The 25299-nt window shown below is 52.5% G+C and carries 22 protein-coding genes; 15 read left to right on the forward strand and 7 right to left on the reverse strand.

Annotated elements, in window-relative coordinates; all coding sequences use genetic code 11:
• Window positions 1-40 precede the first annotated feature (40 nt).
• A complete protein-coding gene (locus KOI40_RS06265) occupies window positions 41-1168 on the reverse strand; it encodes an efflux RND transporter periplasmic adaptor subunit (protein WP_216096582.1) in 1128 nt (375 codons plus the stop codon).
• Between the two features lie 173 nt (window positions 1169-1341).
• A complete protein-coding gene (locus tag KOI40_RS06270) occupies window positions 1342-2217 on the reverse strand; it encodes an AraC family transcriptional regulator (protein WP_216096583.1) in 876 nt (291 codons plus the stop codon).
• 300 nt (window positions 2218-2517) lie between these two features.
• On the opposite strand from KOI40_RS06270, the gene KOI40_RS06275 reads away from it, so the two are divergent.
• From KOI40_RS06275 to mmsB, 4 genes are all read left to right on the forward strand, one after another.
• The gene (locus KOI40_RS06275) at window positions 2518-3684 is read left to right on the forward strand and encodes an acyl-CoA dehydrogenase family protein (protein WP_216096584.1); all 1167 of its coding nucleotides are present in this window, start codon (window positions 2518-2520) and stop codon (window positions 3682-3684) included.
• Between the two features lie 57 nt (window positions 3685-3741).
• Window positions 3742-4518, forward strand: coding sequence for an enoyl-CoA hydratase (locus KOI40_RS06280; protein WP_216096585.1), 777 nt, complete (start codon window positions 3742-3744; stop codon window positions 4516-4518).
• A gap of 12 nt (window positions 4519-4530) precedes the next feature.
• Window positions 4531-5640 (forward strand): enoyl-CoA hydratase/isomerase family protein, encoded by a 1110-nt coding sequence (locus tag KOI40_RS06285; protein ID WP_216096586.1) that lies wholly within the window; start codon window positions 4531-4533, stop codon window positions 5638-5640.
• A gap of 94 nt (window positions 5641-5734) precedes the next feature.
• On the forward strand, window positions 5735-6634 hold the full coding sequence (mmsB, locus tag KOI40_RS06290; RefSeq protein WP_216096587.1) for a 3-hydroxyisobutyrate dehydrogenase: 900 nt from the start codon (window positions 5735-5737) through the stop codon (window positions 6632-6634).
• Window positions 6635-6697: 63 nt separating this feature from the next.
• Here mmsB and KOI40_RS06295 read toward each other — a convergent pair whose 3' ends face one another.
• Entirely contained in the window at window positions 6698-8320 is a 1623-nt protein-coding gene (locus tag KOI40_RS06295) for a methyl-accepting chemotaxis protein (protein WP_216096588.1), read from the reverse strand.
• Between the two features lie 289 nt (window positions 8321-8609).
• Here KOI40_RS06295 and glyA point away from each other — a divergent pair, with 289 nt between their 5' ends.
• Window positions 8610-9875 carry a serine hydroxymethyltransferase gene (gene glyA, locus KOI40_RS06300; RefSeq protein ID WP_216096589.1) on the forward strand — a complete coding sequence of 422 codons (1266 nt, stop codon included), beginning with the start codon at window positions 8610-8612 and terminating at the stop codon, window positions 9873-9875.
• 52 nt (window positions 9876-9927) lie between these two features.
• Here glyA and KOI40_RS06305 read toward each other — a convergent pair whose 3' ends face one another.
• Window positions 9928-10746: a substrate-binding periplasmic protein gene (locus KOI40_RS06305; RefSeq protein ID WP_216096590.1), complete on the reverse strand. Its 819-nt coding sequence runs from the start codon at window positions 10744-10746 to the stop codon at window positions 9928-9930.
• A gap of 230 nt (window positions 10747-10976) precedes the next feature.
• Here KOI40_RS06305 and KOI40_RS06310 point away from each other — a divergent pair, with 230 nt between their 5' ends.
• The 3 genes from KOI40_RS06310 to KOI40_RS06320 are packed head-to-tail and all read left to right on the forward strand — an operon-like array spanning window position 10977 to window position 13215.
• Window positions 10977-11936, forward strand: a complete 960-nt coding sequence (locus tag KOI40_RS06310) for a D-2-hydroxyacid dehydrogenase (protein ID WP_216096591.1) — start codon at window positions 10977-10979, stop codon at window positions 11934-11936.
• Between the two features lie 39 nt (window positions 11937-11975).
• On the forward strand, window positions 11976-12227 hold the full coding sequence (locus tag KOI40_RS06315) for a DUF6868 family protein (RefSeq protein ID WP_216096592.1): 252 nt from the start codon (window positions 11976-11978) through the stop codon (window positions 12225-12227).
• Between the two features lie 19 nt (window positions 12228-12246).
• Window positions 12247-13215, forward strand: a complete 969-nt coding sequence (locus KOI40_RS06320; RefSeq protein WP_216096593.1) for an SGNH/GDSL hydrolase family protein — start codon at window positions 12247-12249, stop codon at window positions 13213-13215.
• 106 nt (window positions 13216-13321) lie between these two features.
• On the opposite strand, the gene KOI40_RS06325 is transcribed toward KOI40_RS06320, so the two are convergent.
• The 3 genes from KOI40_RS06325 to ppk1 all read right to left on the reverse strand — a co-directional run bounded on the left by KOI40_RS06325 (window position 13322) and on the right by ppk1 (window position 18742).
• Window positions 13322-14890, reverse strand: coding sequence for a cation:proton antiporter domain-containing protein (locus KOI40_RS06325; protein ID WP_216096594.1), 1569 nt, complete (start codon window positions 14888-14890; stop codon window positions 13322-13324).
• A gap of 140 nt (window positions 14891-15030) precedes the next feature.
• Window positions 15031-16530: a Ppx/GppA phosphatase family protein gene (locus tag KOI40_RS06330; RefSeq protein WP_216096595.1), complete on the reverse strand. Its 1500-nt coding sequence runs from the start codon at window positions 16528-16530 to the stop codon at window positions 15031-15033.
• A 70-nt stretch (window positions 16531-16600) separates the two neighbouring features.
• Window positions 16601-18742 (reverse strand): polyphosphate kinase 1, encoded by a 2142-nt coding sequence (gene ppk1, locus KOI40_RS06335; protein ID WP_304504171.1) that lies wholly within the window; start codon window positions 18740-18742, stop codon window positions 16601-16603.
• 243 nt (window positions 18743-18985) lie between these two features.
• Between ppk1 and KOI40_RS06340 the strand changes: the two genes are divergently transcribed.
• The 7 genes from KOI40_RS06340 (at window position 18986) to ribH (ending at window position 25258) form a co-directional block, all read left to right on the forward strand.
• Complete coding sequence (locus tag KOI40_RS06340; protein ID WP_216096596.1) at window positions 18986-19873, forward strand: Dyp-type peroxidase; 888 nt, start codon at window positions 18986-18988, stop codon at window positions 19871-19873.
• Between the two features lie 76 nt (window positions 19874-19949).
• On the forward strand, window positions 19950-20927 hold the full coding sequence (locus KOI40_RS06345; RefSeq protein ID WP_216096597.1) for a GlxA family transcriptional regulator: 978 nt from the start codon (window positions 19950-19952) through the stop codon (window positions 20925-20927).
• Between the two features lie 125 nt (window positions 20928-21052).
• The gene (gene nrdR, locus KOI40_RS06350) at window positions 21053-21517 is read left to right on the forward strand and encodes a transcriptional regulator NrdR (RefSeq protein ID WP_216096598.1); all 465 of its coding nucleotides are present in this window, start codon (window positions 21053-21055) and stop codon (window positions 21515-21517) included.
• Between the two features lie 99 nt (window positions 21518-21616).
• Window positions 21617-22765, forward strand: a complete 1149-nt coding sequence (ribD, locus tag KOI40_RS06355) for a bifunctional diaminohydroxyphosphoribosylaminopyrimidine deaminase/5-amino-6-(5-phosphoribosylamino)uracil reductase RibD (protein ID WP_216096599.1) — start codon at window positions 21617-21619, stop codon at window positions 22763-22765.
• A gap of 58 nt (window positions 22766-22823) precedes the next feature.
• Window positions 22824-23489 carry a riboflavin synthase gene (locus KOI40_RS06360; RefSeq protein WP_216096600.1) on the forward strand — a complete coding sequence of 222 codons (666 nt, stop codon included), beginning with the start codon at window positions 22824-22826 and terminating at the stop codon, window positions 23487-23489.
• Window positions 23490-23608: 119 nt separating this feature from the next.
• A complete protein-coding gene (ribBA, locus tag KOI40_RS06365; RefSeq protein ID WP_216096601.1) occupies window positions 23609-24739 on the forward strand; it encodes a bifunctional 3,4-dihydroxy-2-butanone-4-phosphate synthase/GTP cyclohydrolase II in 1131 nt (376 codons plus the stop codon).
• A gap of 48 nt (window positions 24740-24787) precedes the next feature.
• Window positions 24788-25258 carry a 6,7-dimethyl-8-ribityllumazine synthase gene (ribH, locus tag KOI40_RS06370; protein WP_216096602.1) on the forward strand — a complete coding sequence of 157 codons (471 nt, stop codon included), beginning with the start codon at window positions 24788-24790 and terminating at the stop codon, window positions 25256-25258.
• The last annotated feature ends 41 nt before the right edge of the window (window positions 25259-25299 follow it).

A 25299-nucleotide genomic window follows, 5' to 3' on the forward strand; every position in this document is an offset into this window, starting at 1 on the left:
GTTGTAAGGATTTAGCGATCAAGGGGCGAATGCTCGAAAATTACTCACTAATCAAAACGTCCAGACCAGGCTTTATGCCTTGCAAACCCGGTGAGATGACACGGTCGCCCTCGGTCAGGCCTTGTTTGATGGCCCAGTCCTTGCCATCGCGAATGCCCACTTCGATATTCTTGCGCTCAACCACCTGATTGCTGTTAACCATAAAGACAAAATGCCCCTGCTGATCCTGACGCACATGGGTCTGAGGGATCATGATGCGAGTGATGGCCTGCAGCGCCTTGCCCTTGACCGTGACGTTCTGACCCGGGAGGAGAAGGCCGTCCGGGTTTGGAAATTCCGCGCGGGCGGTGATCATGCCACTGGATTCGGTGGATTCATGGGACCAGTTCTGAAAATGGCCCTGTTCGGGATAATCGATATCGCCGGCCAGACTCAGTGTGACATCGAAATCGGGGATGTCCTGCCCCTCCTGTTCCAGCTTGGCTTTCAACAACACGATAGTGTTGTAACGACTCAGCTCGACGCTGGTAGCCACATAAATGGGGTCCAGCTGTACCAGTTCAAACAAGGGCTTGCCGTTAGGGCTGACATTATCTCCGATGGCATAGGTAGGCTTGCTGATTCTGCCAGAGAAAGGGGCGTAGATTTTGGTGTGGGTGATGTCCAGTTGGGCTTTTTCCAGCTGTGCCTGTGCCTTGCCGACACTGGCCTGTGCGACAGAGATATTGGCCTTGGCTTTGTCGAAATCGAGCTGGGAAATATAACCGTCGGTGATCAGGGTTTGAGCCCGCTTCCAATTGGACTCTGCTTGTAAGGCGTTGGCTTTGGCAGACGCCAGATCCGCTTTCGCAGCATTGAGTGTGCTGCGGTAGTTTTCATCATTCAGTTCTACCAGCAGATCACCTTCATTGACAATGTCGCCGGCGGAAAAGTGATTTTTCAGCAAGGTGGCTGATACCTCAGGCAGGATCTCGGCGGTTTGTATGGCTTCCACCACGGCGGGCAGGGCAAAGGCGGGCTGAAGTGTTCGGGCAGTGGCAATGGTAATCTCACTGCCGGGAATCGTGGTAGGGGCGACCGTGGCAGGCGGCGCCTCTTTTTCCGGGTTGTCGCAACCTGACAGTAACACCGCTATTAAACTTAGGCTGTAAAGAAATCCTGCTCTCATCCCTGTCTCCCGACGGCCATATCAACTCCGAGGTCTGTTTCAGCTATTGATGTCAGATTCAGTTATCAACGTTAGGTATAGCAGATGACGGAATTGACGCTAGCGCAGATGAGAGGAAGCCGGTCAAACACAGCGATAAAAAGGAATTAGGTGACAGGTATCGTGAGCTGGACTCATCGGTGCTTGCTTTTGCGGTATTGGTCCGGCGATAGCCCGATGACTTTTTTGAACAGCCGGGAAAAATAATAGGCATCATCATAGCCCAGTGCGGCAGCGACCTGCTTGACCGATTGTGTGCTGGCATCAAGCAGGTAGCAGGCGTGCTGCATCTTCAGATTGATAAAAAACTGTATGGGTGAGTGTCCGGTGAGGGCTTTGAAACGTTTTGAAAAGTGGTATTTGGACAGCTTGCTGTGCGCCGCCAGGGAATCGAGATCCATTTGCCCGTGCAGGTGCTCGTTCATGTAGGCGCGAGCAGAATCCAGATCAATCTGTTTGCCGCTCTTTGAGCGCTGTTGCCGCACCAGCAGCGCCAGATGACTCATGATTTGCTGCAGTTGATGGCAGCCATGGATAAACGAAGCGGTGTTGTAGCCGCAGTGGCGCAGGCTGAACAGTTCCTCGAAGTCTGAGATCAGGCGCGGTTGCATCCCCAGGGGCTGGATCGGACCAGCAATATCCAGATGCTGGCAAAAGTGTTCGCTAAGATGCCCCTCAAAATGAATCCAGTAAATGGACCAGGGATAGTTGCTGTGGGAGCTGTAGCTGTGTTTCACCCCCTTTGGCAGCAGGATAAGATCGCCGGGGCGAATTCGATAGGTGTGGTTATCCAGCATTAATGTGCCACGCCCGGCGGTGCAGTAAATCAGCAGGTTATTGCCATGTAGTTCACGTACCATCTGGTGTTGTTCGGCGCGGGGGTAGTACCCCATGGCCACCGGATACAGACTGGACGTGAGCGGGTTCAGTGCCAGCTGATCGATCAGGAATTGAGGGGTTAAAAACCGAATTCCTTTAGGGGGGAGGGGCCAGTTGGATGTGAGGCTCATTGTAACTCACTGATTTTAAAGTATTAATGTGAGTAAACCATCTTTCTGGATGGTTTGTTTTGATAGCAAGATCATCCATCATAATGCCAATATCGTCAATCCACAGGCGAGCCACAGGCATGTTCTACTTGCTAGCCAGGAGAGGCTAAGGTACTTCTGCGCAGTCGTTGATGACTGCAGCTGCACACTGCTTTTGCGTTGGGCAGCACAGAAGCCTGTACTGCGATAGACTCGGATATTTGTGAATAATGATAATGAGGTGAGACGCCAGTCTCCCCAGTAGATCTGTGAGACATCACTATGGATTTTAATCTGAATGAGGAACAACAGGCTTTCCAGGAAGCGGCTCGAGCCTTTGCGCAAGGTGAAATGGCCCCCATGGCGGCGGAGTGGGACGAGAAAAAAATCTTTCCCAAGGACGTGATTGCCAAGGCTGGGGAGATGGGCTTTTGCGGAATGTACTGCCCCGAAGACGCGGGCGGTATGGGGCTTTCCCGGCTGGATACCGCCATTATCCTGGAAGAATTGGCAGCTGGTTGTACATCAACCGCGGCGTTTATCTCCATTCACAACATGGCTTCCTGGATGCTATCGAGCTGGGCCAGCGATGAGGTGAAAGCCGAATGGTGCGCAGACCTCACTTCCGGTCAAAAACTGGCCTCTTATTGCTTGACCGAACCGGGTGCTGGCAGTGACGCGGGTTCTCTGCGAACCACGGCCAAAAAAGACGGTGATGATTACGTCATCAATGGCAGCAAGATGTTCATCAGCGGTGCCGGCAGTACAGATATCCTGGTGCTGATGGCACGTACCGGCCGTCAGGAGGAAGGGCCCAGGGGCATTACCTGCTTTGCCGTGCCGGCGAATCTGGATGGCATTCACTACGGCAAAAATGAGGACAAGATGGGGTGGAACTCCCAGCCTACCCGTGCCATTACGTTTGAGGATGTGCGGATTCCGGCCAATCATCGCATTGGTAGCGAAGGCGAAGGTTTCAAAATTGCCATGAAAGGTCTCGACGGAGGCCGGATCAATATCGCGACCTGTTCCGTGGGTGCGGCTCAGGCCTGTATCAACCACGCTCAGGCCTATATGCTCGAACGTAAGCAGTTTGGCAAACCTATTGCCAGCTTTCAGGCTTTGCAGTTCAAGTTGGCGGATATGGTGACTGAGCTGGTTGCGGCAAGGCAGATGATTCGTCTGGCGGCCAGTAAGCTGGACGCCAATCACTCAGACAAGACCACATATTGCGCTATGGCAAAACGTTTTGCCACCGATGTCGGTTTTGAGGTCTGTAACCAGGCCATTCAATTGCATGGTGGCTATGGGTATATCCGTGAATACCCGGTTGAACGCTTTATGCGCGATGCCCGGGTTCATCAAATTCTGGAAGGAACCAACGAAGTGATGAAGATGTTGACAGCGCGACGCATACTGGAAGAAGGCGCGACGGATGCAATACGCTAATCTCCCAGCGTTTTCTGTGAATGAATACGATGACAACAAAGCATTGAAGAGAGAATCATGAGCGAACTTCTAAAACTGGAAAAACGCGGCCACACAGCCATTATTACCTTTAACAATCCTCCTGCGCACACATGGACGGCAGAGAGCCTGGGTTATCTGCAACAGCTGGTGAATGAACTCAATGAAGACAAAGACAACTACGCTTTGATTCTTACCAGTGACAGTGAAAAGTTTTTCAGTGCCGGTGCAGACCTGAACCAGTTTAATCATGATGATAAAGGCAAGTCTTTTGAGTCTGCTGCGGCATTCGGTAATGCCTTTGAAGCCCTGACCAGTTATCAGGGCGTGTCGATTGCGGCAATCACCGGTTACGCCATGGGGGGCGGCCTGGAAGTCGCACTGTGCTGTGATATCCGTATTTGTGAAGAACAGGCTCAGATGGCTTTACCTGAAGCCGCTGTTGGCCTGTTGCCCTGTGGTTTGGGAACGCAGCACCTGTCCTGGCTGGTGGGTGAGCAATGGGCAAAACGCATGATCCTGTTGGGCGAACGGCTGAAAGCTTCCAAGGCAGAGCAAATTGGTCTGGTGTCCGAAGTAGTTCCTACCGGCACAGTACTGGATAAGGCGTTGGAGCTGGCAGCGAAAGTGGAAGGCCAGTCACCGACCTCGGTACGTTTGTGTAAAGAGCTGATTATGGAGGCCCGTGGTGGCGATATGAATGCCGCGCTGCCCAAAGAGCGTGAAATGTTTGTCAAACTGTGGGATACCCAGGATCAAAAAGAAGGCGTGAGCGCCTTTCTGGAAAAACGTAAACCCCAGTGGAAAAACCAATAAGTGGAAAGTCTCATGCCTGATGTAGTTATATCTGATGTAGTGTTATTTGAAGAGCGCCCGGCGGCCGGTGGTAAAAAGCTGGGGGTGGCCATGCTCAATTCTGAAAAATCTCTCAACTCGCTGTCCCATGCGATGGTGGAATTGTTGTTGCCTCAACTGCAAAAGTGGCAGGCAGATGACAGTATTTCCGCAGTCTTTTTGCACAGTGCGGGAGAAAAGTCTTTCTGCGCTGGCGGTGATGTGGTGGCCTTGCACTCAGGGTCAGCGGCCTATGGTGAAGAGTTGCCAAATGACAGCTGTACCGAATTTTTTGCTGAGGAATATCGCCTCGATTATTTAATTCATACTTTTGGCAAGCCCTTTATTGTTTGGGGTACCGGTTTTGTCATGGGCGGCGGCGTTGGGTTGTTGAGTGGCGCTTCTCATCGTGTTGTGACCGAAACCACGCGTATGGCCATGCCGGAAATTACCATTGGTTTGTATCCGGATGTGGGCGGCACCTGGTTTTTGAACCGCACACCGGGCAATACCGGTTTGTTTCTTGGTCTGACAGGCGCCCACATCAATGGCACCGATGTGGAATACATTGGGCTGGCGGATTACTTCATCACACAGGATCTGAAAGAAGAGGTGATGACAGCGCTGACCGAGGTGAAATGTGAAACCGGAATCGGTGGTGTCATGGATCACTTTAGCAAGCTGGTAGAACCACAGAAACCTGCGGGTAATGTGGAAGCTCATATCGACTGGATAAACAGTGTCTGTGATGCCCCGGATGTGGCAACAGTCGTCGACCAGATTGTCGCGTACGATGGCGAAGACAAGTGGTGCAGCAAGGCTGTGCAAACGTTGGCGCGCGGTTGTCCCGTGACCCCCTATCTGGTGTGGGAACAATTGCGACGCGGTAAAGAGCTCTCGCTGGAAGAGATATTCCGTCTGGAGTTAACCATGTCGGTTAACTGTGCAAAACGAGGGCATTTCAAAGAGGGAGTTCGCGCTTTATTGATCGATAAGGATCGCAATCCTCAATGGAAATATACCAGCGTGGCGGATGTGCCGGCGGAAGAAGTCGAGGCATTTTTTGTTCAGCCTTGGGAGACTCATCCCCTGGCGGACCTGTAAAGCCCGGTCAGCTGCTGACGAACTCAAACACAATGACACAATAACAGATTGATGCAGTTACACGTGGGTGTGGTTGCTAGGCAGGAGAGTTCACATGAACAAGACAGTTGCTTTTATCGGACTGGGTAATATGGGGGGCGGTATGGCCGCCAATCTGGTGAAAGCCGGGTTTAAGGTTAACGCCTTCGACTTGATGGAAACCAATCTGAAGGCGGCTGCTGATGCAGGATGCACACCCGTGGATTGTGCTAAAACGGCGGTGCAGGGCGTGGATTTTGTGGTTTCCATGCTGCCCAATGGCGCCATTGTTGAGAGCGTATACATCGATGGTGACGCTCTGCTGGATGTGATTCCTAAAGCGGCTTTGATTCTGGATTGTTCAACCGTGGCTCCGGCAAACTCTCGTCGGGTTGGTGCCGAGGCGGAAAAACGGGGCTTGAGTTTTGTGGATGCTCCGGTTTCCGGTGGTGTTGCTGCTGCAGCGGCCGGAACCCTCGCCTTTATGGTGGGCGGTACTGAAGCCAACTTTGAACGTGCCAAACCGGTATTGGATGCAATGGGGGCAAATGTCTTCCGCGCTGGTGATGTTGGCGCCGGACAGGTGGCTAAAATCTGCAACAACATGTTGTTGGCCATTCATATGACCGGTACAGCAGAAGCTTTGCAATTGGGAATGGATAACGGTCTTGATCCCAAAGTCCTGTCGGACATCATGCTGAAAAGTTCTGGCTGTAACTGGTCTCTGGAAAAATACAACCCGGTGCCGGGCGTGATGGACGGTGTGCCAGCCAGTAACGATTACCAGCCTGGCTTCATGGTCGACCTGATGCTGAAAGATCTGAGCCTGGCCATGGAGGCCAGTGTTGGCAGCAAGTCTTCGATTCCGATGGGAACCGCGGCTCGCAATTTGTTTAATCTGCATAAAAACAGTGGTGGTGAGGATAAGGGATTAAAAGATTTTTCCAGTATCCAGCAGCTCTATTCCAAACCGTAAAGTTACGGATCAATAAAAAAGCCGCTCACAGAGCGGCTTTTTTATTACAGGGGCAGGGTGATATTAGGTTTTAAAGTTACCCACCCGAGCCGCCAGTTCCTTCGCACCGGTAAACAGTGTGACTGCCACATCCTTGGTGGAGGCCACCAGTTGGCTGGTGGTGTCGGTGGCAATTTTCAGATCATTCAGGTTGCGGTTGACCTCTTCGGACACCTGAGACTGTTCTTCGGTAGCCGCAGCCGTTTGCAGAGCCATCATGTTGACCTGATCAACGGTTTGAATGATGGTGTTCAGAGCTTCTCGTGTGGTTTGGGTTGTGCCCAATGACGCTTCCACATTTTTCTGGCCGGCGGTGATGGCTTCCACTACCCGTCCCACACCCAGATGAAGCTTCTCAATCATGGTATTGATTTCGTCGGTGGACTGTTGAGTGCGGTTGGCCAGAGTACGGACCTCATCGGCGACAACCGCAAATCCACGGCCCTGTTCACCGGCGCGAGCGGCTTCAATGGCTGCGTTGAGTGCCAGTAAATTGGTTTGCTCGGCAATGCTGCGAATCACATCAATGACTGAGGCGATGCTCTCGGAGTCCACTTTCAGTACATTGGACAGCTCCGTTGCGTTGTTGATCACCTCGCTCATGGTTTCCATTTGTACCACCGACGCATTGACAGCGGTTTCACCGTCCTTGGTCAGCCGGCTGATGTCATCCACCTGAGCTGAAGTATGCTGGGCGGACTCGGCAATTTCTTTGGTGGCAGTGGCCATTTCGTGAACCGAAGTGACAATCATGTCCGCCAGTCGGGATTGTTGTTCTGCGGTGTTGTTGGCTTCCCGTGAAGAAGTATCCAGTGTGTTGGTGGCGCCGATAATCTGATCGGTCTCCTGCTTGAGGGCGGTAATAATCTCCCGCAAACTGGCGACAAAGCCGTTGAATGCCTGAGCCAGTTCGCCCAGTTCATCTTTTTGATTGACGGTAATGGTCTGGGTCAGATCGCCATCGCCAGCGGCGATTTCTTCGATGCGACGGCGAATGTCAGCAATACGATCCACAATCATTTTGGGGAAGAAATAAATAACGACTGCTGCCATCAACAACAACACGCCAATGACCGTTTTGGACACCGCTTCCATCTTGTTGATGTCCGAACGGGTTTCCTGATTCTGTTGTTTGATGGTTTGGTTGATCATGTCTCCGGCACGGTCGAAAAAGCTTCTCAGATTCTCGAATTTTTCGCTGCCAGTGCTGTTGATCATGGTCAGGGCCCTGGCAAAGTCACCTTGCTCAATCAGTCCTGAGGCCTCTCTGGAACTGGCTTGCCAGCCACTGAATGCACTGGCGAGAGCGCTTTGCTGCAGTTTCATCTGAGGGTAATCCTTACTCAGCGCCGTGTAGGTCATCATGCGATCCCTGGCTTGCTGCAGGTTTTCATCAAAATCGGCGAGGGCGGCTGTGCGCTCTGAGGCGGTGGTGGCGTTGACAAAGGCGTATTCAGCCAGGCGCGCCTGATACAAATCTCGATCGGCCTGTAAAACGGCATCCAGCGCAGGAATGAAGCGCTCTGATACGGTGGAAATGTCTGTCTCCAGTCGGCTGATGGAGCGGCTGTCGATAAAGCCCACCAGCAGCATGAAGCCGGCAAGCAGCACCAGCGGGGCAGAGATTTTGAGTTTGAGGCTTTGCATAGGTCGAAATTCCCGGATTTTGATAAGGGTAATTAGAGACTCTGTCACCGTCTGTTGAACTGGCAGGTTAGTGGGCGATAACATGGCTCGATGACAGGTGTATCGGCCCGGTTTAAGAGATACTTAATGCCTTTTTGCTATAGATTGCCGGTCGTGTTTTCAAGTTTGATGAAAATCGTGCCAAAGGTATGCGATTTGGTGGGTGAATGGTGTACAATTCGCGCCCTTAAATGACTGTCCCAATTCTTTGTCCATTATCGTTGTCTACGATCTACTACAGGGTTATCCCATGTTTGATAAATCACAAACTATTGAAAACTTTGATCCAGAGCTCTGGGCCTCTATCCAGGAAGAAGAGCGCCGTCAGGAAGAGCATATCGAACTGATTGCTTCTGAAAACTACACCAGCCCAATGGTGATGGTGGCTCAGGGGACCAAGTTGACCAATAAATACGCTGAAGGCTATCCCGGCAAGCGTTATTACGGTGGTTGTGAATACGTGGACAAGGCCGAAGGTTTGGCCATTGAGCGTGCAAAAGAGCTGTTTGGTGCTGATTACGCCAACGTTCAGCCGCACTCCGGTTCTCAGGCGAACGCGGCTGTTTACCAGGCGTTGTGCGCACCTGGTGACACCATTCTGGGCATGAGCCTGGCTCACGGTGGACACCTGACTCACGGTGCTTCTGTCAGCTTCTCGGGCAAGACTTACAATGCCGTTCAATACGGTCTGAACACCGAGACAGGTGAAGTAGATTACGACGAAGTAGAGCGTCTGGCCGTTGAGCACAAGCCGAAAATGATCATCGCCGGTTTTTCTGCCTACTCTCAAATTATGGATTGGGGCCGTTTCCGCGAAATCGCTGACAAAGTCGGTGCTTATCTGTTTGTTGATATGGCGCACGTTGCCGGCCTGGTTGCTGCTGGTGTTTACCCCAACCCGGTACCGATTGCTGACGTAGTCACTTCGACCACTCACAAAACCTTGCGTGGCCCACGTGGCGGCATCATTTTGGCCAAAGCCAACGAAGAAATTGAGAAAAAGCTGAATTCTGCGGTTTTCCCGGGTGGTCAGGGTGGTCCTCTGATGCACGTGATTGCGGCGAAAGCGGTTGCCTTCAAGGAAGCCATGTCCGATGAGTACAAGGCTTACCAGAAGCAGGTTGTTGTGAATGCCAAAGCGATGGCTGCGACCTTTATCGAGCGCGGTATTAAAATTGTTTCCGGTGGTACTGAGAATCACCTGATGCTGGTTGATCTGATCGGTAAAGAATACACCGGTAAAGATGCCGATGCGGCTCTGGGTGCAGCCAACATCACCGTTAACAAAAACTCAGTACCAAACGATCCGCGTTCTCCGTTTGTCACTTCCGGTCTGCGTGTTGGTACTCCTGCCATTACTACCCGTGGTTTCGGTACTGAAGAAACCGTACAGCTGACCAACTGGATGTGCGATGTGCTGGAAAGTCTGGAAAACGGAAACTCAGAAGCAGTGATTGCCGATGTGAAGGGCAAAGTTCTTGAGCTGTGCAAGCGCTTCCCGGTTTACGCTGACTGAAACCAGTCATGTTGATGTTAAAAAACGGAGCCAGTGGCTCCGTTTTTTTTTGTTATTGAATAAGTTGAAAGTGATCCTCTGTAATTTCCAGACCATAGGGCTTGATGTAATCGTTGATCTTGCCGGACTGATACACCTTTCGGATAAAGGGATCAATGATTCTGATGAGCTCGGCGGAGGATTCCGGATTCACTGGACTGTAGGCCACAACATTCTGGCCTTCACTGAGCAGCCCTGCATTTTTAATGGGCAATTGACCGTTAATTGCGTGAGTTTTTAGCAGATCGGACAGAGCGTAGAAAATGAATACGGAATCGTCCAGTATGGCGTCTATGCGACCGCTGATTAGCATCTGCAGCATACGCTGATAGGGCTTGGAGCCGGAAATTCGAATCACCTGGCCGGTTCGGGACTTGCTGACATCCGCCACGTATTGATCAAATTCCGGGTGATTAAACGTGTAGCCATCAATGATGGCGATACGAAGTTCGGTCCAGTTTTGTGTGCCGTTGTATCGCCACGGACTGTCTGCTCTGACAAAGAACGCGTTTTCTCCTCTGGCAATTACGCTTTCACCAAACAGCAAGTCAGGGGCATCGTTTGGGTAAATGGCGGGTAAGCCGTCAGCTTGTCCGGTGCGTACCAGTGTCAGAGCTCGTTGAAAGGGTTCGGTACGGAACACCAATTGATGTCCGGATTGCTCAAGTGCATCGCGAATAATATCCACCACAAAGCCATCCCTTCCTGTCTGCTGCCTGTTGCAGACAAGAGGACAAAAAGCGGCGTCTACAAATAATACCTCCCTTGCCTGGGTGTGAAATGGTACCAGGACAAGCAGGACTATGAGTGGGATCGTGCAGGAAAGAGCCATTATGGCTGCTCTGGAATGTGATGGCTGATCAGAGAAAGCTACCTCCTCTTTATCGGTTCATGCGGACTGCTTGATAGATCAAATACCTGTTACAGGAAAGTATAGTAAAACAAACTCGTATACGGGTGTCTGTTGCAGCTTGCTCAGGTGATGGGCAGAATGTTGTGCTGCAGATCGTATCTAATCCATAAACCGAGCTAAGCCATAAACCGAAAGGACAGAACACCAGAATGAAGATTGTTGTAGTGGACGGTTTCACGTTAAATCCCGGAGATATCAGTTGGCAGGGGTTGAAGGCTCTGGGCGATTGCCAGATTTACCAGCGTACGGCGGCGCAGGATCTGATTGAACGTTGTGCGGATGCAGAGGCCATATTAACGAACAAGGTGGTGTTCAGTGATGAGGTTATGGCGCAGTTACCGGCACTCAAATATTTGGGGGTGATGGCGACAGGTTATAACGTAGTGGACGTTGACGCAGCGGCCCGCCGGGGCATTGTCGTGACCAATACGCCCGCCTATGGAACGGCCTCGGTGGCACAGTTTGTCTTTGCCCAGTTGCTGCAGTGGGCGCAGCCGGTTGGTTATTACGACCAGACTGTCAAGGCGCGCCGCTGGTCACGATCCGATGACTTCTGTTATTACGACCACAATATGATGGAGTTGGCGGGTAAAACCCTGGGGCTGATTGGGTATGGCGCGATAGGGCGTCAAGTGGCCCGGATTGGGTTGGCCTTTGGTATGAAGGTGCTGGTCAATACCCGGACGACGCCTGCCGAATTACCCTCCGGTGTGGATTCAGTGTCTCTTGATGAGTTGGCCTCACGCAGCGATGTTATTAGCCTGCACTGCCCTCTGACGGCAGACAATGCCGGCTTTGTTAATGCGGAGTTTCTCTCTGCGATGAAGTCTTCTGCGTTTCTGATTAACACTGGCCGAGGTCCCTTGATTGACGAGTCGGCACTCTATGATGCTCTGGTGGAACAGCGTATTGCCGGTGCCGCCCTGGATGTGCTGGCGACAGAGCCTCCACCTTCAGACCACCCATTGTTTTCATTGAGCAATTGTACGATTACACCGCACATTGCCTGGGCGACCAGAGAGGCCAGACAGCGCCTGATGGATATTGCGGTTGATAACCTGCAGGCGTTTGTTGATGGGGCATCCCTCAATCGGGTCGATAACCTTTAACCATTGCCACGTCTGTTGACGTAGTCTGAGAGGCTGACTATGGATACTGTAACGATCGAAACGCTACCCACGGTTTTGGGATGGTGTGCAATTATGAATATTGCCATTGTCAGCTGCTGGTTTGTCATGATGACTTTCGCGGGCGATTGGGTCTATCGCCTGCACAGCCGATGGTTTGACATGCCTCGTGAGCGTTTTGCCGAGATCCACTACGTCGGCATGATGCGATACAAGCTGGCCTCGTTTATGTTCACAATTGTGCCTTATCTGGCTCTGCGCATCGTGTTGTGAAACAGGATAAGAAAACGATATGACAGACACTCAATGGCATGCTCTGCCGGATTCCCGCTTCCCCTGTCATGGTGTCGCAGTCAGGACTGAGTGCTATCACCGTTTACCGCAGTCGGCCTATAGTGACTTGCCTGCAGGTGTAGTGGAGCAGGCCCGTTTCCCTGCGGGAGTTCGTTTACGATTTACCACCAATTCGCCGCGTCTATTATTGCGCTGCCAGGCGTTTTCACCTTCGAAGGATCACGGTATCGATTGCCTTGTCGACGGTGTCTACTGGCGTACCCTGTTGTTGAAGGAAGGTGAAACGACTGAGTACTTGGTGTTTCAGGGGCTGCCCGAAATCAATCGCCAGATTGAGTTATATCTGCCTCATGAACAGGAGGTCGATCTACAGGCTATCGGATTAACATCACAGGCCGAGATATCAGAGGCTGAGCCCTATGTGGATGAGCTGCCGTTGGTATTTTACGGTTCATCCATTGTGCAGGGGGCAGGCGCACACCTGTCGAGCATGAGCTATCCCGCCATTATTTCGCGACATCTGAATCGGGATTTTATCAATCTTGGATTTTACGGCGCAGGTCGGGGCGAACCTGAAGTCGTGAAGTATGTGGCCAATTGTCCGGCCAGTGTCTTGATTCTGGATTTGGGTAAATCCTATGGCCGCCAGCCAGTCGAGGTGTACCTGCATATGTTGAAACAGTTGCGAAAAGCCCAGCCTGAAACACCGATTGTGGCAATCACTCCAATCTTTTCTTCTCGCGAGTGTTTTGAACCGCGCTTTTATGAGCGTTCCGAAATGATTCGGGATGTAATGCGACGGGCCGCCAAAGGCTTTGACAATCTTATGCTGGTCGAAGGTGAAGCGCTTTTGGGAGAGACTGATTGGCCGGGATTATCCGTAGATGGTTTGCATCCCAACGAAAAAGGTTATGACGACATCGCCCGGCGATTGCTGCAGGTGTTGAAGAAATGCCTTGCGACATAGGTCTGCAGGGATCGTCGATCAAGGCATCAGGTGAACCCAGGTTTTCGTGATGGAGTGCCTTCTCGGAGCGTCGAGAATCGGAGCATCGAGAAGGCACATACGTTACTCAAACTTCATTGATCATTCGCAAGCTCTCATCAGCAAAGCCGGTACCTGCCTCGGTGTAAAAGTTGAACACCTGATCAATGCCCGAATTCAGCAGCGCGATACGTTCATCTTCATAGCGGGCAATGGCAGCAATCTGTCCGCAGTAGAGAGCAGACTGCAGTTGCCGGCTGATATTGATACTGTCCTCAATCGCAGGCAGTGCCAGTAGAACCAGCTTGATCGACGAGGTGTCCAGTGTTTCCCAGAGGTCGGCATCCTCGCCGTCACCGAAAAATACATGCATGCCTTGCTCTTTCTGCTTGCGGATACGCTCTCTGTCGGAATCCATGCCCCAAACCCGATCTTTAACGACGTTGTACAAGGCTTCGTAGGCACCTGTGCCTACCCGGCCCATACCGATCACCAGAATTTCGGCACTGGTTGGCTGCACAAAGATGTCTTCGGGCAAGCGTATGGGGCGCTCAAAACGGCGAATCAATTCTTTATGCTTGCGGTAAATGGTGTGTGACGAGCGATAGATAATGCTGGTAAACACAAACGAAAGTGACACGGCAAGGGCGAGAATGACCAGCCATTGTTTGTCCAGCCAGCCACTGTCGACACTGATTGCCGCCACAATCAGTCCGAACTCACTGAAGTTGGCGAGGGCTAATGAAGCCAGGTAGGCCGTACGAGCACGTAATTTCAGGCCAGACAAGAGCGCAAAGAACAGGACAAACTTGATCGGCAATAACAGTGACAGGCCTGCGGCAATTGCCAGCATGGACCAGTCAGGCAGGGCGGAAAATCCAATAGAGAGAAAGAACCCGATCAGGAACAGATCCTTAAAACTCATCAGGGATTTCGACAGCTCCGCAGCTTTGGAGTGCTGGCTCAGTAAAATACCTGCGATCAGTGCACCGAGATCCCCTTTGATATTAACCAGGCTGAACAGCTCGTAACCGCCCAGGGCAAAAACAAAGCCGGTCAGTGGAAGCAGTTCGCCGTGTCCGGCGCTTTTCAGAATGTGCCCCAACAGAGGGCGAGCAGGAATCAGCGCGAAAAGCAGCAAGGCCCAGGGGCTGGGCATTTTACCGGTGGCAAAGACCAGAAACAGTACGGCAATAATGTCCTGCATCACCAGAACGCCAATCGCCAGGCGGCCGTGACGGGTTCGCATTTCACCATTGTCTTCCAGCAGTTTGACCACGCAAACGGTGCTGGAAAAACTGCCGGCGAAGGCAACCAGAGCCGCTGTGGTCATATCCAGGTCGGTGAAAATCGACACTGATATGGCGCCTGCTGCGAGAAGAATGCCGCCAAAAATGATGATCCAAACGCCCATCATCAAGGTTGTGCCAGCCCAGATTTCAGCCTTGATCAAATCGCGGATGTTCAGTTTCAGACCAATGGTGAACAGCATTAAGGTAATGCCGAGATCGGCCAACCCCTGAAGCGATTCAGTGGGCTGAATGCCCATAAAATTTAACGCAAAGCCCGCGATCAAATACCCCACCAGAGGCGGCAAAGAGAGCGCCTTGACCCCAAGGCCGCACATAAAGGCAAATAAGATCCAGAAGAAATCCATGGTGGTATGATCCAAATGTTAAGCGAGATATTTAACGAAAATACGGCAGGCATTCCTGCATTTAGAGGTGATCTTACCGTAAAAGGTCGTTGCAGTTGAGGTGTGTTTGCCTGCCGGAGTGAAAATATCGATGGTTCTGGCTAGCTGAGGAATACGTAGTCCAGTTCAATGCCCAGCGGCTGAAACTGTTCCTGTTCGGCTTCCAGATCACTGCTGAAGAGATCCTGCCGATCTTTCCATATAGTGTGGAAAACAATGGTGAGTTTATTGCGGTCGGATGAGACTTCAAAACTGTCCAGGGTGTCGCTCTGGCGGAATTGATTCAACCGTATGGCCAGGCGTAACAGTAAAATGATTTTCAGTGTCGTGGTTGCATCGTACACATCGAAGACCGGGGCTTGATCCATCTTGAGAGATTTTCGCTGGGACAGCAGCAGAAAAGAAAGAATCGACTGCTGTTCTGCATTAAAGCCAGCCATGGCGGAGTTGCGGACAATGTAGGCCGCGTGCTTGTGGCAGCTCAGGTGGTTGATTTGATGGCCGATCTCATGCAGCTGACAGGCCCAGTTCAGAAACTTGTGGTAATCCAGATTGTTTAATTGCCAGGACGAGGCGACTGAATCAAACATGGTTTGAGCGGTTTTGGCCACTTTCTGAGCCTGGTGAGGGTCGCAACCAAATCGCTTGGCCAGCTGAGATACACTCAGATGGCGGATGTCGTGATGTTGCAGGCGATCCTGCAGCTCGAAGAGAAGGCCTTCTCGCAAGGCGGAGTCACAGTAGCTCATGCTGGTGACTTCCAACAAGTCGAAGACCGCAATCAGGATCGCCAGGCCGCTGGAGATAACCGGAGTGCGGTCTTCACTGAGCCCGGGGATGTTGATGTTGTCCACATGGCCGGCGTTGATCAGCCGTTCTTTCAGTTCCTGCAGTATCGCTGGCGTCAGCGTGCCATCAGACAAGCCCAGTTCGCTGGCGCATTGGCTGAGTGACTTGATGGTGCCGGATGAGCCGATGGCCATTTCCCAGCCCTTCGCCAGATAACGCATGCGAACGCTTTCCAGTTGTTGGGCAGAATACAGACTGGCTTTACGAAACGCCTGTGCGGTGATGTCGCCGTTGGGGAAAAATTTTTCGTTGAAGCTGACGCAGCCCATGTTGCAGCTGTGGAGCAGTTTGGCTTCAGTGGTTTGGCCAATAATCAGTTCGGTACTGCCGCCACCGATATCCACCACCAGGGTATTGTCTGGCAGGTGCTGATCGTGGCTCACGCCTTGATAAATCAGTCGGGCTTCTTCGGTACCGGAAAGAATTTCAATGGGGTAGGGCAGGACCTGCAGGGCTTTCTGGGTGAGATTGTGGATGTTTACGGCTGTGCGGAAGGTAAAGGTTCCCACCGCGCGTACATCGTCTGGTTTGAATTCATCCAGTATTTGGCCAAAGACGCCCAGTGTTTCCAGTGCGCGGTTTTGGGCGGCTTCGTCCAGTTGATTGGCGTCATTGAGGCCGGCGGCCAGGCGTACTTTGCGCTTTTCCCTGTGGTAGGTTTTGATGCCAAGCGGCCCAAGCTCAGCCAGTGTCATATGGAAGCTGTTGGATCCCAGATCGATGGCTGCTATTCGGCGGGGGCGTTCCGGCACTGGGTGTCCTCGGTCGAGTGATGATGACCTGAGTGGCCATCATCAGTTATCGGTTAATCGTGTTTTGCTTTTAATCGTAGTCAGTTTCGCTTTGTTCTTTTTCAATTTTACTCAGATATTGATGGATCGCAATTTGTGAGCGTACCTTTTTTGACGTGGTGGGCTGAACGTAAGGGTTGCTCTGCTTTTTATCAATTATTCGGGCTTTGGTGTTATCGCTCATTTGCAGCTTGAAAATATCGAGGATCTGACGTTTCAAATGCTTGTCGTAGATAGGAACGCCCACTTCCACCCGATGGTCCAGGTTGCGCTTCATCAGGTCCGCGGAGGTGATGAAGACTCTGGGGTCACCCTGATTGCCAAACACAAAGACCCGGGCGTGTTCCAGGAAGCGGTCGACAATGCTGGTGACGTGAATGTTATCGCTGACCCCTTTGGTGTTGGTTTGCAGTGAGCACATGCCGCGTATCAGCATCTTGACTTCAACACCGCTTTGGCTGGCACGACACAGCAACTTGGCAATGTGGTTGTCGCACAAATTGTTCACCTTGATGTGAATGTAGGCAGGGTTGCCAGCTTCCGCCTGACGGATTTCTTCTTCGATCAGTGCGGCGATGGAGTTGCGGCTGTTCAGCGGAGACACAATCAGGTGTTTGAACGTAAAAGGTTTGTAACTGTATTTAATGAACTCAAAAACCTGTGCTACTTCGGCGGTAATTTCCGGGTGGGCGGTAAAGTAGCTGAAGTCGGTGTAGATCTTGGCATTGCCCTCATGGAAATTGCCGGTGCCGATGTGGGCGTAGAGTTTGAGTTCGTTACCCTCGCGACGCTCGATAAGACACAGTTTGGAGTGCACTTTCAGTGTGGGGATGCCGAAATCCACGTGAATGCCGGCGGCTTCAAGCTGTTTGGATAGCTCGATATTGTTGAACTCATCGAAGCGCGCCTGCAGTTCCACCACCACGGTGACCTTTTTGCCGTTGCGGGCGGCGTCGCAGAGGGCGTGCAGAACCCTGGAGTCCTTGGCAACACGATAGATGTTGATGGTGATTTTGCTGACGCGCGGGTCAAAGGCTGCCTGCCGCAGCAACTCGGTAAAATAGCCAAAGGAATGGTACGGGTAGTAGAGCAGGATATCTTCTTTGGCGATCGCGTCCAGGGCATTGTCATTGCTGTCGAAAGCATGGCTGGGAACCGCGGGCAATTTTCGGTGTTCGAGAGAGACCCCACCAACATTGGGAAAGCCGATAAAGTCGCGGAAATTGCGGTAAGGGCCACTGGGAATCATCGAGTCGTGAGAAGAAAACTTAAGACGCTTGGTCAGCATCTTGAGAATGGACTCGGGCATGTCCTGATCGTATACCAGGCGCACGGGCTCAGCTTGCAGACGACGTCGCAAGCCCTTCGACATTTTATCCAGTACGCTCTGTTCAATATCGTCCGTGAGATTGAGTTCCGCATCACGGGTCATTTTGAAGGAAAACGCCTGAATCTTGTCGTATTCGAACACTGAGCCGAAAATATCATTCAGGCAGTGCTTGATGGCATCGTCGAGTAAAATAAATTGTTGCTGGCGACTGTTGTTGGGTAACAGGATAAAACGTGAAATCTCTTTCGTGGGTACTTCAATTAATGCGTGTTCTGTATTGCCTTCGTATTCCAGCTCAGCGGCAAGATAGAAATCGTCATCGCTCAGACGCGATCCCAGATCCATGTCTTTGTGGACAATAATTGGGCAGATAAAAGGGCGGATAGACGTCCGAAAATAATGCTTTAACCACAGGGACTGGTCATCACTCATGTCGTGATGGCTGGGCAGGATATAAATATTGCTCTCCTGCAGCTCTTTGGATACCTGCTTGTACAGCTTGTCGAACTGCTTGTTGAGCTTGACGACCTTGTCCTGAATGTCGTGCATCAGGGTTTCGTCATCTACCTGATCTTCCGACGGTTCGTGAACCATTTGAGGCAACAAGATGTGGCGTCTTACTTCGGCAACCCGAACCCGGAAAAACTCATCCATGTTGTTGGAGAAAATACCCAGAAAACGCATACGCTCAATGATTGGCGTACTGGGGTCGCTGGCTTCCTGCATCACTCTTTCGTTAAAGGCCAGCCAGCTGAGTTCCCGGGGGACAATGGGGATATCGGCAGCGTTATCGATCACGCTCTCTGCGGTGTTCTTGTCCATGGCTCGGGGGTCTTGCAACATCGTTAGCGATCCTTCGGTAGAAATAATGAAGTTGGTGATGGCATGTTATGACAGTTGGATGACACTTATATTGCATTGTTGGCCAGGTTGGTCTCTCTGTCGACCCCAATGTGATGAGTTGCCAGCAGTAGCGGTGACCATCTTGCCAGTGAATAACTGGCACTGAAATAGTTTGTCTTGGAGAAATCGTATAATCTTCGGTGCGGTATTCAGGTGAAGTTATCGAACAATTAAGGAAGTTTTATGGCAAGTCCCCAATCCGGTATTTTAGCCCCTGTCCCAGGTCACGGTATTTATCTGTCTTTTGACCGGCTGTTGGGCGCTGATTCTGATGCAGTGCGTAAAGTATTGGCCCGCGTGGCAGAAACGGTTGATGGAGAGTCAGTGGTGTTGGGATTGGGTGCACCGCTGTTGCAGTCCCTGCAGGTTGAGGTCGCAGGTATCAAGCCGTTTCCGACAATGATGGCTGCGGGAGTGAATGTTCCCGCGACCCAGCATGACTTGTGGTTGTGGGTGAGAGAAGACGATGAAGGGGAGGCTTTTCACCGTGCCGCGGCCTTGATTCAGGTGCTCGAAGACGGATTTGAGCTGGCTTTCCGTGTGGATGGCTTTAAATATCGTGAAGGTCGGGATCTTACCGGTTATGTGGATGGAACCGAGAACCCGATGGGGGACGAGGCTCTGGAAGCGGCCATTGTCGGTTCTGGAGAGCCTCTGGCTGGCTCAAGTTTTGTGGCGGTTCAGCTGTGGCAGCATGACTTTGGTGCATTTCACGGAATGGAGCAGACGCAAAAAGATCACGTGATCGGCCGTCGACTCAGCGATAACGTCGAACTTGAGGATGCCCCCGAGTCTGCCCACGTCAAGCGAACTGCTCAGGAAGACTTTGATCCGCAAGCCTTTGTCCTGCGTCGCTCGACGTCCTGGCGGGAAGGAACCTCCGGTGGTCTGCACTTTGTGGCATTTGGCTGTTCCTTTTACGCGTTCGAGGCGCAGATGCAGCGCATGATAGGAGTGGAAGATGGCATTGTTGATGGTCTGTTTCAGATCTCACGGCCGTTGACCGGGGAATATTACTGGTGTCCTGCCGTTCTCAACGGTGTTCTGGACCTCTCTCCGCTCAGTATGTAGATGGGTGGCATCTGAAAAAGATGCGACAAATACGCCATAGTGTATAATCTGTCCCTGCTTTGGTGGGGATCGATGCATGAGTGAAGAATATCCAGTCATAAGAGTTGCCGTTTTGGCAACGGACAATGTGTACGGCGGCAATCTGATGACCTGTCGTGACATTCTCTATGGCATTAAATGGCGCGCCCAGCGTTTGCCTGGCCCCAAGCTTGAGTTTGAGCTGATCTCGATTGATGGCGCTGATGTGGCCACCTACAGTGGCGCTAAAATCAGTTGCGATGGGCCACTGGAAGATTGTGACTGGGACGTGATCATTCTCCCGCACGTGTGGGCCAGCGTGCAGCAGCTCGCCGAGCTCAACGAGACCATTGGGCCCTGGTTACAGCCGCATCTGGAGCAGCGCAAACTGATTCTGACTATGGGGTGCGGGGTCTACTGGGTTGCCGCCGCTGGTTACCTCAATGGTCAGGAGGCAGCCACCTACTGGCGTCAGCACGACGAATTCACCCAGTTGTTTCCCGAAGTCTCCTGGCAGAAAGAAAAGGTCATTACCGAGAGCGGTTCCATTTATTGTGCGGCCGGTGGTAATTCCATGGGCGATCTGATGCTGAATCTGGCGATTCGCCTGTTTGGTGAGAGTGTGGCCAGGGGGATCAGCCGCGATATCCTGTTTGATATTCGACGCAGTTACGACTTCGCGCCTCTGCGTATGGGCAGTCAGCGCAGTCATGGCGATCGCCTGATTGAGCAGGTGCAGGCGTGGCTGGAAAGCCGCTACTCCGAAGAGGTCCGGCTGGCGGATGTGGCCAAAAATCATGGCATGAGCCTGCGCAATTTTGCCCGGCGTTTTACCTCGGCAACCGGAGAAAAGCCGCTGGCTTACCTGCAGCGGATTCGGCTGGAAGCGGCCAGAGATCTGCTGGTACACAGTGATAAAAGCATTAAACATATTTCACTGGATGTGGGGTACAGCGATAGCAGTTACTTCTGCCGCCTGTTCCGCACCCAAATTGGCCAGACGCCGGCTGCGTACCGCAAGCAGTTCAGTAATTGAGGTCGGCTCGCCAGTATGCATAACTGCATGAACCACAACACCCAGCGGCAAGGCGCAGTGTCGGACGCTGTGGTACTATCCGCGCAAATTTAAACCGCGCAAAATTTACCCTTGGGGCCATAGCCATGCATTGTCCGTTTTGCAGTGCCGAAGATACCAAAGTCATCGATTCACGCCTGGTGGCTGAAGGTGATCAAGTGAGGCGTCGCAGAGAGTGTCTCTCATGCCATGAACGTTTCACCACATACGAAACCGCGGAGCTGTTGCTGCCCCGGGTGATTAAACAGGATGGTACCCGCGAGCCTTTCGATGAGGAAAAGCTGCGAGCTGGCATGTTGAGAGCGTTGGAAAAACGTCCGGTCAGCATGGAAGATATCGAATCATCCCTGAGTCAGATCAAACACGCCTTGCAGGCTACCGGTGAGCGGGAAATTCCCGCGCTGATGATCGGTGAAAAGGTGATGCAGCAATTGCGGGCGCTGGATGAAGTGGCCTATGTACGATTTGCGTCCGTCTATCGTCGATTTAAGGATCTCAACGAATTCCGTGAAGAGATTGATCGGCTGGAGAAGCAGCCGACGGAATCATAAGCCGGTCGGACTTTAACCTGTTTTAATGAAACCGCTACCGGTCTGAAAACAGACCGGTTTTTCTTTAATCAACCTTTGCTGATGGCCAGTACACTGTCTATGTCTGTAACTACCTCTTCACAACAACCCTCCGCCGTTACCGGGGAGGATCGCAGCTACATGGCTCGGGCCATTCACCTGGCGGAAAAAGGCGTCTACAGCACCATGCCCAATCCCCGGGTTGGCTGTGTGTTGGTGAACGGTGGAGAGGTTGTCGGCGAGGGCTGGCATGAGCGGGCAGGTGAAGGTCACGCTGAAGTTAATGCCCTGGCGCAGGCCGGAGAGCAGGCTCGGGGGGCTACGGCCTACGTTACCCTCGAACCCTGCAGTCATACGGGCAAAACCGGCCCCTGTTGCGAGGCGCTGGTTGAGGCGGGAGTGGCAAGAGTGGTTTACGCCATGGAAGACCCAAACCCCCAGGTGTCAGGCCGTGGTCTGGACCATCTGGAGGCGGCCGGTGTAACGGTATCGGGTCCGGTGCTGGAAACCGAGGCCTGGGCACTCAATCCGGGCTTTATCAAGCGTATGGAAAGTGGCCGGCCACTGGTGCGCTGCAAGATGGCGATGAGCCTCGACGGACGCACGGCCATGGCCAGCGGCGAAAGCAAGTGGGTGACAGGTCCTTCGGCACGCGCTGATGTGCAGCGATTGCGGGCCCGCAGCTGTGCCATTATCACCGGAATTGGCTCCATTTTGCATGACGACTCCTCCCTCACCGTGCGTGAGGATGAGCTAAAACTGCCAAATGCAGGACTGGCTGCGGCAATTCAGCCATTGCGCGTGGTTTTGGACTCCAAACAACAGCTGCGACCGAATGCGAAAGTGTTACAATTCCACGCCCGGACACTGGTGGTTTCAGCCCGGCCGGAGCCTGATCCAGTACTGGCGGAAGCCGGTGTCGAGCAGATGTCGATACCCGGAGAAGACGGCCGTGTGGATTTGTTGAAATTGTTATTCGAACTCGGTCGACGCCAGTGTAATGAAGTTCTGGTCGAAGCCGGTTCCGCTCTGGCGGGAGCGTTTTTACGGCGCGGACTGCTGGATGAGGTCGTGATTTACATGGCACCCAAGTTGATGGGCAGTGAGGCCAGGCCGCTGTTTGAATTGCCCTTACAGAGCATGTCGGCGCAGTTGCCGTTAACCATCACCGACATGCGGGCGGTGGGTAACGACTGGCGGATTACGGCCAGACCGGATCCGGACGCTTAACCCCGTCCACAAGCTGACATCCACTATCCATACATCATTGAAGAGCAGAAAATACCCTATGTTTACAGGCATTGTTGAAGCAGTTGGAGAAATTACCGCGTTACAGCCCAGCGGTGGCGATCTGCGTTTGCGGGTTAAAACCAACGATCTGGATTTGGGCGATGTCGCTCTCGGTGATTCTATTGCCACCAACGGTGTCTGCCTGACCGTCGTGGAGTTGCCCGGTGATGGCTACTGGGCCGATGTGTCCGTAGAAACTCTGGACAACACCACCCTGCGTAGCTGGAAAGTGGGTGTTCCGGTGAATTTGGAAAAAGCCCTGACGCCACAGACCCGCCTGGGCGGGCATATGGTCAGCGGCCACGTGGACGGCGTGGGTGAAGTGGTCAGTCGTGAGACGGATGCCCGTTCTGAACGCTTTCGCATCAAGGCTCCAGCCGAGCTGGCCCGCTACATCGCTCACAAGGGGTCGATTACGGTGGATGGCACCAGTCTGACCGTTAATGCCGTCGATGGCGATGAGTTTGAGCTCAATATCGTTCCTCACACCATTGAAAAAACGGTGATCGGACACTATCAGCCAGGCACCAAGGTTAACCTGGAGGTGGATGTCATCGCGCGTTACCTGGAACGTCTATTATTAGGCGATAAAGCTGCAGATCCGGCCTCGGGCTCGGGTATTGATCTGGCGTTTCTGGCCGAGCACGGCTTTTACCGGGGGTAATGCCCATATAGCGGGCAGGCGGACACTAGATGCGTGTAGCTGCAGTCTGGTCCACAAACCACACGGGTTAGCGACGATTTTTTGTGCCATTAGCCGGCACTCAGAGAGTAAGGTTGACTATGAAACTGAACACGATAGAAGAACTGATTGACGACATTCGCCAGGGTAAGATGGTTATTCTGATGGATGATGAAGATCGTGAGAACGAAGGCGATATCGTGATGGCGGCCGAGCAGGTGCGTCCGGAGGATATCAACTTTATGGCGACTCATGCCCGCGGTTTAATTTGCCTCACCCTGTCGCCAGCGCGCTGCAAGCAGCTGGAACTGCCGCTGATGGTTTCCGATAACCACGCGCAACACTCGACCAACTTCACCGTTTCTATCGAGGCTGCCGAAGGCGTGACGACCGGCATCTCTGCAGCTGATCGTGCGCGTACCATTCGAGCGGCTGTCGCCCGCGATGCAAAAGCCACGGATATCGTTCAGCCTGGGCACATTTTTCCTCTGATGGCACAGCCCGGCGGTGTGCTGAGTCGCGCGGGCCATACTGAAGCCGGTTGTGACTTGTCCCGTCTGGCGGGTTTTGAGCCTGCGGCAGCCATTGTGGAGATCATGAATGAAGATGGCACCATGGCGCGTCGGGCTGATCTTGAGCTTTTTGCCCAACAGCATAATCTCAAAATCGGCACGATTGCCGATTTGATTCAGTACCGCTCCATCAACGAAAAGACCGTTGAAAGTGTCAACGAGCGCAAGATTCAAACCCAGTATGGTGAGTTCATCTTGCACACCTATCTGGATAAAGCGCGTCAGGAAAAACACTTCGCCCTGACCATGGGTAATCTGCGCGATGGTGAACCGGCACTGGTGCGTGTTCACGTAGGCAGTACGGCGCGGGACGTTTTTAAAGTGTGCCGCAGCAGTGACAAGGAATTCTTGCCCTGGACCTTCGATCGCGCCATTGAAATGGTCGCCAAAGAAGGGCGTGGAGCGGTAGTCATGATCTGCCATAACGAAAGCGCAAACGATATTGAAGACAGTATCGACTGGATGTTGTCTGGCAAGCAGGAGCGTCCCAGTCAGGATCTGGTCTATAAGCAGGTGGGCACCGGTTCGCAAATTCTCTGCGATCTGGGCGTGAAGAAAATGCGTTTGATGAGTGCGCCTTTCCGTTTTAATGCGATTTCCGGTTTTGATCTGGAAGTCTCGGAATACATTGATAACCGGGCTGATAACACCGCCAAATAAAGCGTGGCGCAGCCCTGTTAAGAATCAACCATCGAAGAGAGAAAACGAATGAGCCAGATAAATGTGATTGAAGGGGATTTCACCAACTGCAAAGGCAAGTACGCGCTGATCGTCAGCCGCTGGAACAGCTTTGTGGTAGAAAGTCTGAAGGATGGCGCTCTCGATACCTTGCGTCGTCACGGAATCGCAGACGATCAAATCAGTATTTATTACGCCCCCGGCGCGTTTGAATTTCCCCTGTTGGCCCAGCGTTTGGCCAACAAGGGAGAGTTTGATGCGATCATCGCGCTGGGTGCCGTGATTCGTGGCGGCACGCCGCATTTCGAATATGTTGCTGGAGAGTGCACTAAAGGCCTGGCTCAGGTATCTCTGGGTTCCGACACCGTGGTGACCTTTGGCGTATTGACCGTGGATTCCATTGAGCAGGCGATCGAGCGTTCCGGCACCAAGGCCGGTAACAAAGGCCACGAAGCGGCAGTGACCGCACTTGAAATGGTTTCTCTGTTGGGCAAGGTTTAAGGCTCAGCGGGAGCATTGACATGGTCACAGCCTGAATGGCT

It is taken from the genome of Pseudomaricurvus albidus, assembly GCF_018863235.1.
Classification (GTDB): domain Bacteria; phylum Pseudomonadota; class Gammaproteobacteria; order Pseudomonadales; family Cellvibrionaceae; genus Pseudomaricurvus; species Pseudomaricurvus albidus.

Coding starts and splice junctions, on each gene's coding strand:
- KOI40_RS06265 (WP_216096582.1), bottom strand. CDS start 1,168: ATGAGAGCAGGATTTCTTTACAGCCTAAGTTTAATAGCGGTGTTACTG.
- KOI40_RS06270 (WP_216096583.1), bottom strand. CDS start 2,217: ATGAGCCTCACATCCAACTGGCCCCTCCCCCCTAAAGGAATTCGGTTT.
- KOI40_RS06275 (WP_216096584.1), top strand. CDS start 2,518: ATGGATTTTAATCTGAATGAGGAACAACAGGCTTTCCAGGAAGCGGCT.
- KOI40_RS06280 (WP_216096585.1), top strand. CDS start 3,742: ATGAGCGAACTTCTAAAACTGGAAAAACGCGGCCACACAGCCATTATT.
- KOI40_RS06285 (WP_216096586.1), top strand. CDS start 4,531: ATGCCTGATGTAGTTATATCTGATGTAGTGTTATTTGAAGAGCGCCCG.
- mmsB (WP_216096587.1), top strand. CDS start 5,735: ATGAACAAGACAGTTGCTTTTATCGGACTGGGTAATATGGGGGGCGGT.
- KOI40_RS06295 (WP_216096588.1), bottom strand. CDS start 8,320: ATGCAAAGCCTCAAACTCAAAATCTCTGCCCCGCTGGTGCTGCTTGCC.
- glyA (WP_216096589.1), top strand. CDS start 8,610: ATGTTTGATAAATCACAAACTATTGAAAACTTTGATCCAGAGCTCTGG.
- KOI40_RS06305 (WP_216096590.1), bottom strand. CDS start 10,746: ATGGCTCTTTCCTGCACGATCCCACTCATAGTCCTGCTTGTCCTGGTA.
- KOI40_RS06310 (WP_216096591.1), top strand. CDS start 10,977: ATGAAGATTGTTGTAGTGGACGGTTTCACGTTAAATCCCGGAGATATC.
- KOI40_RS06315 (WP_216096592.1), top strand. CDS start 11,976: ATGGATACTGTAACGATCGAAACGCTACCCACGGTTTTGGGATGGTGT.
- KOI40_RS06320 (WP_216096593.1), top strand. CDS start 12,247: ATGACAGACACTCAATGGCATGCTCTGCCGGATTCCCGCTTCCCCTGT.
- KOI40_RS06325 (WP_216096594.1), bottom strand. CDS start 14,890: ATGGATTTCTTCTGGATCTTATTTGCCTTTATGTGCGGCCTTGGGGTC.
- ppk1 (WP_304504171.1), bottom strand. CDS start 18,742: ATGTTGCAAGACCCCCGAGCCATGGACAAGAACACCGCAGAGAGCGTG.
- KOI40_RS06340 (WP_216096596.1), top strand. CDS start 18,986: ATGGCAAGTCCCCAATCCGGTATTTTAGCCCCTGTCCCAGGTCACGGT.
- KOI40_RS06345 (WP_216096597.1), top strand. CDS start 19,950: ATGAGTGAAGAATATCCAGTCATAAGAGTTGCCGTTTTGGCAACGGAC.
- nrdR (WP_216096598.1), top strand. CDS start 21,053: ATGCATTGTCCGTTTTGCAGTGCCGAAGATACCAAAGTCATCGATTCA.
- ribD (WP_216096599.1), top strand. CDS start 21,617: ATGTCTGTAACTACCTCTTCACAACAACCCTCCGCCGTTACCGGGGAG.
- KOI40_RS06360 (WP_216096600.1), top strand. CDS start 22,824: ATGTTTACAGGCATTGTTGAAGCAGTTGGAGAAATTACCGCGTTACAG.
- ribBA (WP_216096601.1), top strand. CDS start 23,609: ATGAAACTGAACACGATAGAAGAACTGATTGACGACATTCGCCAGGGT.
- ribH (WP_216096602.1), top strand. CDS start 24,788: ATGAGCCAGATAAATGTGATTGAAGGGGATTTCACCAACTGCAAAGGC.